Consider the following 12,026-nt stretch of genomic DNA (forward strand, 5'->3'; position numbering starts at 1 on the left):
TTCCAGCTTTGACCTTCCTGTTGGTTGGTCTAGAAAAATGCTCGGTGAATTTGCCCGCACATATTCTGGTGGTACGCCTTCGCGGGGAAAACCAAGCTACTTCGGTGGCGATATTCCCTGGATAAGGTCGGGGGAGCTTAATCAGCAATTTGTGTACGAAACCGAAGGGACGCTGACAAAAGAGGGATTCGATAACTCCTCCGCAAAAATGGTTTCACCTGGCACCTTGCTGTTAGCCATTTACGGCGCTACCGCTGGTGTGCCTGGTATCGCGCATATCGAAGCGGCTATCAACCAAGCAATTCTGGCTATTGTGCCTAATGAAGAGGCTGATTCAATGTTTCTCTTTCATTGGCTGACGCTTAACCGTCAGCAAATTATCAATGAATACCAACAAGGTGCTCAACCAAATTTGAGCGCCGAGATTGTGAAAAGTCTGTTAGTTGCGTTGCCTCCGCCAGAACAGCAAGGCAAAATCAACGAGACAATAGCCATTTGGGATGAAGCTATCAACCTCCAGACGCGCCAGCTTCAGCAGTTGCGGCGGCGGAAAGAGGGGTTATGCGACGAGCTTCTTTCGGGTTCCACTCGTCTGCCAGGCTTCACGGAGAAGTGGGCGGCGGATAAATTAGGCAGCTACTTTGCTGAGCGAGTTGAAAGAGGGAATATTGAATTGCCCCTACTTGCCATCACCGCGAGTCAGGGAATTATTCACCGCGACAAACTAGAGAAGCGGGATACCTCAAACGAGGATAAGAGCAAGTACAAGCGGGTACGAGTGGGGGATATTGGGTACAACACCATGCGAATGTGGCAGGGGGTCAGCGCGTTGTCCAAGTTCGACGGGATAGTAAGCCCGGCCTATACCATTCTGCGCCCGCTTGACGGCTGCGACGCTGGTTTCATGGCGTATTTCTTCAAGTGGACCCCAATGATTCACCGTTTCTGGCGGCATTCGCAAGGTCTGGTAGATGATACGCTGCTATGCAAATACGACAGCTTCAAAACCATTCCCGCCGAAGTCCCCGACCTAGCCGAGCAGCGCGCCATTGCCGAAGTGCTGAACACGGCCGAGGCCGAAATTCGCCTCACCGAGCGCCGATTGGCGGCCCTGCGCGAGCAGAAGCGCGGCCTGCTGCAACAGCTGCTCACCGGCGCAATCCGGCTGGCTTAATTCTCCCTTTTCAGCTCCCTACCCCCCCATGTCGTCCGTACCCTCCACCCGCGAAAACGAGGCCAGCCAGCTGCCGGCCCTGCTGCTGTTGCAGCAGCTCGGCTACGTTTACCTGTCGCCCCGGCAGGCGCTGAAAGCGCGCGACGACCGCGCGGCCGAAGTGCTGCTGCCCGGCCGGCTGCGCGCCTGGCTCAAGCAGCACAACCGCTTCACCTACCGGGGCAAGTCCTACCCCTTCACCGAAGCCGCCATCACGGCCGCCATTGAGGCTCTGCGCCGGCCCTCGCTCGAAAAAGGCTACCTGGCCACCAACCAGGAAATCTACGACCGCCTCACCCTGGGCTTCACCACGGAGCAAACCATTGACGGCGACACCAAGAGCTACACCATCCACTACCTCTGCTGGCAGCCGGCGGAGCTAACCCAGAACGAGTTCGTGGTGACCGAGGAGCTGGCCGTGCAGCGCACCGGCCGCCCCGACCATTACCAGCCCGATATCGTGCTCTACGTCAACGGCATTCCGCTGGTGGTGATAGAGTGCAAGTCGCCGCTGCTCAAAAAGCCCATCCACCAGGCCATTTCCCAGCACCTGCGCCAGCAGCAGCCCGACGGCATTCGGCCGCTCTACCTCTGCGCCCAGCTGCTGCTGGCCGTGGCCGGCCCCTACGGCACGGCGGCCCCTACCCCCCCCGCCGCCGCCGATGACGACGAGGAGCCGGGGGCCGAGCAGCGCAACCCCGCCTACGGCACCACCGCCACCCGCGAGGAGTTTTGGGCCATCTGGCGGCACCGCCCCCAGGACGACCCCCAGGATGCCGACCGCCGCCGCCAGGAGCTGCAGCAGCTCAAAAACGACAGCCTCAACCAGCCCGCCGCCTGGCTGGCCCTGCAAGCCAACGCCTACTGGGCCAGCCGGCCGAACCCCAACGCCGGCAGCCTGGGCCAGCCCTGGACCATCACGCCCCAGGATGATTTGCTGTACGCCCTCTGCCAGCCGGCCCGCCTGCTCGACCTCATCCGCAACTACGTCGTGTTTGACGGGGGCCAGAAGCTAGTGGCCCGCTACCAGCAATACTACGGCGTGTGCGAAACCCTGCGCCGCGCCCAGGACCAGCGCGGCGGCGTGCTCTGGCACTCGCAGGGGTCGGGCAAGTCGCTAACGATGGTGATGCTGGCCCAGCTGCTGGCCGCGCAGCGCCCCAACGCTAAAATCATCCTCGTGACTGACCGCGTGGAGCTGGACGAGCAGCTCTACGACACCTTTAAGCGCTGCGGGCGGGCGGTGGTGGCCGCCACCACCGGCAACAAGCTGGCCGCCCTGCTGCAAGACCCCTACTCGACCGACCTCGTGGCCACGCTCATTCACAAGTTCAACGCGGCCGTGAAGATTTTGCAGCGCGACGACACCCCCGTGACCCGCCCCGACGTGTTTGTGCTGGTGGATGAAGGGCACCGCACCCAGTATGGCCGCCTGAGCGCCCAGATGAAGCAGGCCCTGCCCGAGGCCACTTTCATCGCCTTCACCGGCACGCCCCTCACCAAGCGCGAAAAGAACACGGCCCACGAGTTTGGGGGCATCATCCACACCTACACCATCACCGATGCCGAGCGCGACAAAACCGTGCTGCCCATCATCTACGAGGGCCGGATGCCCGATTTCAGCACCAACGACGGCCCGCTGAACGTCTTTTTTAACCGCATCGTGGCTCACCTGCCCGCCGACGAGCAGTTTCGCCTGCGGGAGAAGTACAGCAGCCAGGCCCGGCTGAGCCACACCGCCCAGGTTATTTTCGCCAAAGCCTTCGACATTTCGTTGCACTTCAAGGGCAGCTGGCAGGGCAGGGGCTTCAAGGGCCAGCTGGCCGCGCCCGGCAAGCTGGCCGCCATCCGCTTCCAGAAGGCCCTGGATGAAATTGGCCTGGTGTCGTCGGCCGTGCTGATTTCCAAGCCCGACGACCGCGAGGGCAACGACGACGTGCACGACCCCAGCACCGACGAAGTGCTGACCTTCTGGCGGCGCATGATGGACACCTACGGCACCGAGGCCCGTTACGAAAAAACGTTGAAAGACGGCTTCCGCGCCCCCTACGGCGCGCCCGATATCATCATCACCGTCGATAAGCTGCTCACCGGCTTCGACAACCCCCACAACGTAGTGCTCTACCTCTGCCGCCGCCTCAAAGAGCACACCCTGTTTCAGGCCGTGGCCCGCGTGAATCGCTGTGCCCCCGGCAAGCACTTCGGCTATGTGCTCGACTACGAAGGCGTGACGGAGGAGCTGCGCGCCGCCCTGCACCAGTACGGCAGCCCCGATTTCGACGTGTACGACCTCGGCGACCTTAGCGAGGGCATCCGCCTGGCCGCCCTGGCCGCCGAAGTGGCCCAGCTGCCCCAGCTCCACGCCAACCTGGTCGAGCTGTTTCAGGCAGTAGCTACCCGCCACGATCTGGCCGCCTACACCTCGCACCTGGCCGACGAGGCCCGCCGCCCCATCTTTTTTGAGCGCCTGCGGGCTTTCCAGCGGGTGCTGCACCGGGCGCTGTCCTCGGCCCACTACCTGGCCAACACCCCCGAAGCCGAAGTGGACGGCTACCTGCGCGACCTGGCCTTTTATGCCAACCTGCGCACGATGGTGCTCCAGCGCTACAACGTGGACCCCGACCTGAGCCGCCTCGAACCCCAGATTCAGAAGCTGCTCGACACCCACGTATCGGCCGCCAAGATGCTGCCCGTGGTGCCGCCCATCAATATTTTCAGCCCCGAGTTTGCCAGCCAGGTAGCCGAGCGCACGGCCCCCTACGGCGAGTCAGCGGAAGGGGAGGAGGGCGTGGCCTTCGAGATTGCCACCCAGCTCGTCAAAACCCTCACTGAGCAGCTGGACGAGAACCCCGCCAAGTACCAGGAGTTTATCGACCGCATCAAGGAGGCCATCCGCCGCTACCAACAGGAGCGCCGCGATGCCGCCGAGCTGCTAAGGAGCGTGGTGGCCGTGCGCGAGGAATTTCAGACCGGGGCCGGCAGCACCCGCCCGGTGGCGCTGCACGGCCGCCAGGTGGCCGCCGCCGTGTTCGACCTGCTGGAAAAGTCGCTGGCCAACATCGCCCCCGAAGCCGTGGCCCAGTGGGCGTTGGCCGTGGAAGCCACCATTTACGCCAGTGTGCACGACCCCGACGGCACCCGCCTGGTGGACTGGCACAAGCCCGGCAGCAAGGTGCTGCGCAAGCTGCGCCACGAGCTGGGCGAGCAGCTCTGGAACTTGCGCGCCCACGACCCCACCCTGGACGAAGCCACCCTCGATGACTTCGAGCGCCAGCTCGAAAGCGTGGCCATCGCCCACTACCAAGCTCCCTGACCATGCCCGCCCCCGCCCCCGAGCAGGGCCAGATTCAGTTTGGCTCGGCCCGCATTGCCTACACCGTGGAGCGCCGCAACCGCCGCACCCTGGCCCTGCACGTGCAGCCCGACGGCCGCCTGACCGTGGCTGCCCCGCTGGCTACGTCGGCCGCCGCCATTGCCGCCGTCGTCAGCAAGCGTGCCCCCTGGGTGCTTACCCAGCAGGAGCGGGCCAGCAGCATCCCCGCGCCCGCCGCGCCGGCGCACTACCGGAGTGGCGAGTCGCTCTACTACCTGGGCCGTCAGCACCGGCTGCGGGTGCTGCCCGGCACCCCCGGCACCGTGGTGCTGGAGCCCACGCGCCTGCTCGTTACTACCCGCGACCCGCGCCACGGCCCCGCCGTGGGCCGCCTCGTGGAGCGCTGGTTTCGCCAGCAGGCCCAGCAGGTGCTGGCCGAGGTGTTCGGGCGCATCCTCGCGCAGCTGCCGCCGCTGCTGTTTCCGGCGGCTGCGCACCCCACCCTGCGCCTGTTGCAGATGCCCCGCCGCTGGGGCAGCTTCGTGGCCCGCACCAACACTATCCTGCTGCACCCGGCCCTGGTCAAAACGCCCCGCGCCTGCATCGAATACATCATCTTCCACGAGCTGGCCCACCTGCGTCACCCCCACCACGACCGCGCCTTTTACGATTTGCAAACCCGGCTATTACCGGACTGGCAGCACTGGGAAGCGCGGTTGCAGGAGCTGGAGCCGCTGCTGCTGACGGTAGCGGTGGCCGGTGGGGGAGGGGAGTAGTTTGTTTTTACTATGTAATGTAAATTCTAAAAATGGCAAATACTAAGCACAAGCGTAGAGTTCTATTTTTCAAGTTTGCTGAACATCTTAATCTTTTGAAAGCAAACGGCTTCCTCAAAGGAACAACGTTGAAATATCCGTACACCTACATTTGCCCAATTTGCTTGGGGCAGTTTTCGGAACAAGACTTAGACCCTGGCTCACCCAATATGCTCACCATCGAACACGCGCCGCCGGAAGCATCGGGAGGGCATGGGGTGGCATTGACTTGCAAGCGCTGCAATAGCATAGCTGGCCACGAGATAGACTTTCACTTAACGGAACGCCTACGCGAAGCAGATAGTAGAAAATTTCTGCCCAACACCAATATGCAAGTTAGAGCTACTAATCGGGGCTTGACTGTGCAGGCCACAATAAACATAGGAGCAGATGGCACTGTGAAAATGACTCATAGTGCTAAGAACAACCATTTTGTAAAGGTGGAAGAGTTTGCCGAAGCTGTCAATCCTACTGATAATGCGGAAGTCAATATCGAGTTCGGTAAAATTCGCACTGAATTTCATCGCTTTGAAATTGGCCTGCTTAAAACAGCTTACATTCTGGCCTTTGCAAAATTTGGCTACTCATTTCTCCTCGATGGTGTGTACAATGTTGTTAGAGAGCAGCTTTTGAGCCCGGCCGAAGCTATCTATCCCCAAGGGTTTTGGACAAAAGACCTACCGATATTTCCTAAATACGAAGGGATTCATCTCTGCACTACGCCAATTGTGGAAGGCTTATTCGGAATATTTCAGATAACTACTTCAGCTAAGGCACATTATTTCGGCGTGTATCTTCCGATGCCTATGGTAATGCCTAGTATCGCTATCGAACGGCTGCGAATAATGGGAGCAGGTAGCGAACTGAGCTTTGACCAAACTAACTGTGAAATTGATTATTTATCTGATTTAGATAAAATTAATGACTTGACTAATTGGTTTTTGAAAGTAAGATTCTCAAAAATAAATTTAAATGATAAACGTAATATCCCCACGGCGATAAATTATCTACGGTACCCTCAACAAAAGTGGGACTACAAATTACCTTATAAATAAGCTTTATAATAATTACGTCGTGCTCCACGCCCTACTCGCCAACGCCTCCGACCTCGACCACTGGGCCAGCCTGCTCGAAGGGAAATCCACCTTTCCCGAACTGCTGCGCCGCCTTATCCGCGCCACTACGCCCACGCTCACCAGCCTCAGCTTTCCATCGGCCGAGGGCGTGCAGCTCGAAGGCTGGGACGGCCTCACTACGGCCAACGCGGCTACCCCCTACGTGCCGGCCAGCCCCACTGGCTGGGAGCTGGGCACCAACAAGGACCAAAAAGGCAAAGCCGATGACGACTACGCCACCCGCACTGCTAATCCGTTAGAGCTGGTACCGGCCGACTCCGCCTTTGTCTTTTGCACCCCGCGCCGCTGGGGCCAGCGCAAGAAGTGGACTACCGCCCGCCTCAAAGAAGGGCACTGGCGCGACGTGCGGGCCTACGATGCCGATGACCTCATTACTTGGCTCACAGAGGCTCCCGCCACGCATATCTGGCTTTCCCGGCTCTTACACAAGCAGCCCGATGGCGTGCAGGACCTAGAAAACTGGTGGTTAGATTGGGCCAATCAAACGGCCCCCGTCATGCAGCCCGACTGGCTGGTGGCCGGCCGCACTGCGGCCCAAACCCGACTAGCCAACTGGCTCGCAGATAACGACGCTGCCCCCAAGCCGTATTCCGTGTTTGCCAGCACTGCCGACGAAGCCCGCGCCTTCATCGCGGCCTGCATTATGAAGCTGTCGGATGAGCAGCGGCAGTATTGGCTGGCCCGCACGGTGGTGGTTACCAGTGAGCTTTTTTGGCACCAGCTCGTTCAGAGTCAGCAGCAGCTATTGCTCATTCCCCGATTCAGTTCTGACCAGTTCGGCCAACTCTGCGCCGCCGCTACCCGGCAGGGGCACCGCGTGGCGGTGCCCCGCCCCAGCACCGAGGCCAAAACTACCGACGAAGTAGTGCCACCGCTGGGCCGTGAGGCGCTTCAAGAAGCGTTGCAAAGCGCGGGGATTGATAAGCTCGACGCGGCCGAAAAAGCCAGCCTGGCCCGCCGTAGCTTCACGGCTTTCCACCGCACGCTACTCACCGATAAATCCTTGCAGCCCCCGTGGTGGCAGGAGCCAGCCAGTACCCTCCAGCTGCTGCCGTTGGCGCTGCTGGGCCGCTGGGTTGATAGTGAAGCCGGTGACCAGGCAGTGGTTGCCAGCCTCACGGGCCGGCCCTACGCCGAAGTGCAACAGCAGCTTGCCGAGTGGGCCGCTCGGCCCAACGCGCCCGTCCGAAAAATTGCTGACGAATGGTTCATCATCGACCCCGCCGACGTGTGGGAGCAAACGGCCCGGTTTCTCTCCCCGGCGCTTTATCAAAAGTTTGGGGACGCCATTCAGCAGGTGTTGGCGCAACCGCTGGTTCGTTTCTCGCTGCCGCCCCATGAGCGGCGGTTCGCGGGCCTGCGCTCCGCGCGCGATGCCTACTCGCGCACGCTCCGCGAAGGGATGGTAGCTACTCTCGCCCTCGTCAGCAGTAGCCTCGGGATAGAAGCCGGCAACCAGCCAGCGCTGGTGGCCTGGGTGAATGAACAGCTGCGGCAGTTGCTTGACCAGGCGTTCGCCGAGCCTTCGGGGGCGCTGCTGGCCTCGCTCAACCACCACCTGCCCTTACTGGCCGAGGCCGCCCCCGCCATTTTTCTGGCCAGCTTGCTCCGCGAGCTGAAACGCCCAGCCTCGGTATTGCCCATCATCTTTCAGGAAGAGCCGGGAATTCTGCACAACGTCTCGCACCATACGGGGCTGCTCTGGGCTTTGGAGAGCTTAGTGTGGGCTCCGCAATACCTCTCGGATGCGGCGGCCGTCCTGGCCGGACTGGCCCGCCTGGACCCCGGCGGCCAGCTTTCCAACCGGCCCGCCAATTCCCTGCGCCAAATATTTCTGGGCTGGCATCCGCAAACCAACGCCTCGGTGGCGGAGCGCCTCACAGTGATTGACCGGCTCCGCCACGAGGAGCCAGCCGTGGCCTGGAGCTTGCTACTACGGCTGCTACCTCAAGGCAGTGAAACGAGCTGGCCTACCCATACTCCCGCTTTTCACTGGCGCGACTGGCAAGTGAATCCTAGCCCCGAAGTCAGCTGCGACGACTATTTTGAGTTTATAGAGGGCATTGCCCAGCGCCTATTGGACGAGGCGGGCACTGACGCCGACCGCTGGGCATCGGTAATTTCCGAGCTGCCGGAGCTGCTCGGCAAGCTGCACCCCGACCTTCGTCGGCGTATTCTCGCGCAAATTGAGACTCTGGGGGCATTGGCGCTTCCGGCCGAACAGCAAGCCAACCTGCTCGGTGAGCTGCGCAAATTTCTCCATCATCACCGCTCGCATCCTGATACTGACTGGGCTTGGTCGGAAGCCCGGTTAGCTCCCTTGCAGCAGCTCTACGACCAGCTACTGCCAACGGATTTACTTCAGCGTAACGCCTGGGTTTTCGACCAGTCGCCCCAATTACCCCAGGGTGTCGTGTACCGCGGCAGTGCTCATCTTGTGCCGATTATTCGGGAGGCACAGGCCAACGCGCTTGCTGAGCTGCGAGCGGCCCATGACCTGAATTTCCTGCCCGACTTCTTACCGCTAGTCCCGCAACCCTATTTCGTGGGCGATGCCATCGGGCGTAGTCCGCAAATCAGCGAGGCGGAAAAAACGGGCTTGTTGCAGCGGTACCTGGTTAGCCATGATGAGCGCGAAAGTCGTTTTGCCCTGGGCCTGGCCAGTAGCTACGCCTGGCAACTGGGTGCCGAGGCAGCCGGTAACTTTATTCGGCAGCAGGTCGGCTATTGGACTCCCGCTCAAGTAGCCAGCTGGCTCCAGGTAATGTCCTCTACTCCGGCTACTTGGCAACTGGCCCAGGAAGCCGGGGCAGAAATAGAAGAGCAGTACTGGTTGGTCGCCTCAGATTACGTCGAGAATAAGGAGGATAGCGCCACTGCGGCCCGGCATCTTTTGCGGCATGGCCGCCCGCTTGCTGCGGCTCACATCCTGTCTCACCTTCACGGCGACCAGCCAGTCCCTAACGAGCTAGTGCTCGAAACACTAGAGTTTATCGCTAAGCATGGGCACGGAGCCGACGAAGGGAAACATCTGCGTGGCTACGAGTTGAGCGAGTTGCTGGATGAATTAGTCAATACGCCTGCCCAAAACCGTAACCGAGCCATCACAATGGCATTCATCTTCAGTCAGCAGGCTTCTTCCCAGCGGCTACCAACCGTTCTCGACCAGGCGTTGCGAGAAGACCCCGGCTTCTTCGTAGAGGTGCTGGGCTACCTCTACAAACCCGAGGCCGATGCGACTACCGAGTCAGCCACGGCAGGCGATGAGATTTTACCCGAAAGTGAGCAGGAAAACCCGATGCCGGACGATACCCGCATCCACTTTGCTACGCTCGCTTTTCATATCCTCCACGATTGGAAAGCCATCCCCGGTAGTCAGCCCGATGGCATCTTCAACGGCGACAATTTGAAGCAATGGGCGGCAGAGGCAAAAAGTATAGCAGCCGCTAAAAAGCTATCTCGCCATTTCAGCTCCCAGCTTGGCAAAATTTTAAGCCACGCCCCCGCTGGCCCGGACGGGACGTGGCCCCATCCGGCGGTTTGTGAAATGCTGCAAGTGGAGCGCGATAACCAAGAGTTGCGCGATAACTTTCGGACTGGCTGCTACAACCGGCACGGCCGAACGCACGCCGTTACCGGCGGCTTACGCGAGCAGGCCATTGCCGACGAGTATGCTACCTGGGCCAGTCACTATCAGATAGATTACCCAGCTGCTGCCAGCCTACTCCGCGAACTGTTGGACACCTTCCAGCGCATGGCCGAAGACGAGCGCTTGCGCGCCGCCCGGGAAGACCAATTCGGCTCGTAAGTTCTCAAAGTAGGAGAGAGTAAGCGCTCTCCCTGAATTCACTTTTTAAAAGGAGGTTGTTTCTTCCTCGCTCGAATGTCGCCTACCTCCCACGAAAGCCAGCACACCGAATGGAAGGAGTCGTGGCGCGACGAGTATATCAAATGGCTCTGCGGTTTTGCCAACGCCCAGGGCGGCACGCTCACCATCGGCAAAAATGACCAGGGCCAGGTGGTGGGCATTGCTAACGGTCGCCAGCTGCTGGAAGAAATTCCCAATAAGGTCCGCGACCTGCTCGGCATTCTCGTGGATGTACATAGCCTGAGCGAAGGCGAACTGACGTATCTGGAAATCGTGGTGGAGGCCTACCCGTACCCCATCAGCTACAAAGGCCAGTACCACTACCGCAGCGGGAGCACCAAGCAGGAGCTAAAGGGTGCGGCGCTCGACAAGTTTCTCCTGCGCAAGCAAGGCAAACACTGGGACGGCGTACCCGTGCCCGGTGCCGACGTGGCCAGCCTGAGCGCGTCGGCGCTGGAGCTGTTCCGCCAGCGCGCCCGGCGCAGTGGCCGCGTTGATGCCGATGTGCTGCTCGACGCGGACGAAACCTTACTGGAAAACCTACACTTGGCGGAAGGCTCCTACCTGAAGCGAGCCGCGGTGCTACTGTTTCACCCTACCCCTGAACGATTCGTGACCGGGGCCTACCTGAAAATCGGTCGCTTTGCCACCGATGACGACCTGCGTTACCAGGATGAGGTGCACGGCCCCTTGCTCGACCAGATTGAAAAAGGTCTGGACCTGCTGCTGACCAAGTACCTGGCTGCTGGCATCACTTATGAAGGAGCCCACCGGACCGAGGAAATTATGTTCCCGAAGGCGGCTCTGCGCGAGGCCCTACTGAATGCGTTGGCCCACAAAGATTACAGCAGCGGCTCACCGGTGCAGATAAGCGTGTACGACGAACGGGTAATCTTCTGGAACGACGGCTACCTACCTGACCACTGGACGGTGGACACGCTGACCAAGAAGCACCCGTCGCGGCCCTTCAACCCAGACTTAGCCAATACCCTGTTCCGCGCTGGTTACATTGAGTCCTGGGGCCGAGGTACGCTCAAGATGATAAATGAGTGCCGCATCCACAACCTACCGGCCCCGCGCTACGCATTTGAGGCCGGCGGTTTTCAGGTGGAATTCGTGCGCTATACAGTTGATTACCTGCAAAGCCAGGGGTTGCGAGCGGAACTAGCGGCTATACTCCTGAATGTGCAGCAACACGGTGTGACGAACAATTCCATCGTGCAGCAGCAGTTGGGTGTCAGCAAGCCCACTGCCACCCGTTACCTAGGTGAGCTGGAAAAGAGGGGCTATCTGGTTAAAACCGGGACCCGTGGGGCAGGCACTGAATATCATTTAATTGGCTCAGTATAGGCTCATGAGCAGAGAGTTTAACACTGAGTAAAGAAGTAAAAACTACTGCTCTGCTCTCCTATGAGGGTTTCTGAGCGCCAGCGGCTGGTTTCGGATTGGCTCACGCCTAACTCACCATCCGTGAGGATAAAGTAGATTGTGGGCGATAAGGAAAGCTAGGTAACTATGTTGAGAAATCAGCCACTTTTGTCTGAAAAATACCGGGCAGTTGCGACAATGGTAATATGAACTGTCTATGCCCCGAAGGTACTCGGGCGTTTTTAGTAGAGCGCCGATTACGATATCTTGACACCCAGTATGACGGTAGGGGACTTCTGTTGTAGCGCTACCT

General features: G+C 60.0%; 6 protein-coding genes. All 6 read left to right on the forward strand.

Features of this window, described 5'->3' with window-relative positions; all coding sequences use genetic code 11:
* Nucleotides 1–151 precede the first annotated feature (151 nt).
* The 6 genes from A0257_22205 to A0257_22230 all read left to right on the forward strand — a co-directional run bounded on the left by A0257_22205 (nt 152) and on the right by A0257_22230 (nt 11,695).
* Nucleotides 152–1,174: a hypothetical protein gene (locus A0257_22205; protein AMR29539.1), complete on the forward strand. Its 1,023-nt coding sequence runs from the start codon at nt 152–154 to the stop codon at nt 1,172–1,174.
* A 28-nt stretch (nt 1,175–1,202) separates the two neighbouring features.
* Nucleotides 1,203–4,526 carry a hypothetical protein gene (locus A0257_22210; protein AMR29540.1) on the forward strand — a complete coding sequence of 1,108 codons (3,324 nt, stop codon included), beginning with the start codon at nt 1,203–1,205 and terminating at the stop codon, nt 4,524–4,526.
* A 2-nt stretch (nt 4,527–4,528) separates the two neighbouring features.
* Nucleotides 4,529–5,302 (forward strand): hypothetical protein, encoded by a 774-nt coding sequence (locus A0257_22215; protein AMR29541.1) that lies wholly within the window; start codon nt 4,529–4,531, stop codon nt 5,300–5,302.
* A gap of 32 nt (nt 5,303–5,334) precedes the next feature.
* Entirely contained in the window at nt 5,335–6,396 is a 1,062-nt protein-coding gene (locus A0257_22220; protein AMR29542.1) for a hypothetical protein, read from the forward strand.
* 19 nt (nt 6,397–6,415) lie between these two features.
* Entirely contained in the window at nt 6,416–10,285 is a 3,870-nt protein-coding gene (locus tag A0257_22225; protein ID AMR29543.1) for a hypothetical protein, read from the forward strand.
* A 75-nt stretch (nt 10,286–10,360) separates the two neighbouring features.
* Complete coding sequence (locus tag A0257_22230) at nt 10,361–11,695, forward strand: transcriptional regulator (GenBank protein ID AMR29544.1); 1,335 nt, start codon at nt 10,361–10,363, stop codon at nt 11,693–11,695.
* Nucleotides 11,696–12,026: the final 331 nt, after the last annotated feature.

It is taken from the genome of Hymenobacter psoromatis, from assembly GCA_001596155.1.
Lineage (GTDB): Bacteria > Bacteroidota > Bacteroidia > Cytophagales > Hymenobacteraceae > Hymenobacter.

Excerpts from the sequence above, each read along its gene's own strand:
- A0257_22215 (AMR29541.1), top strand. The coding sequence starts at position 4,529 with ATGCCCGCCCCCGCCCCCGAGCAGGGCCAGATTCAGTTTGGCTCGGCC.
- A0257_22220 (AMR29542.1), top strand. The coding sequence starts at position 5,335 with ATGGCAAATACTAAGCACAAGCGTAGAGTTCTATTTTTCAAGTTTGCT.
- A0257_22230 (AMR29544.1), top strand. The coding sequence starts at position 10,361 with ATGTCGCCTACCTCCCACGAAAGCCAGCACACCGAATGGAAGGAGTCG.
- A0257_22210 (AMR29540.1), top strand. The coding sequence starts at position 1,203 with ATGTCGTCCGTACCCTCCACCCGCGAAAACGAGGCCAGCCAGCTGCCG.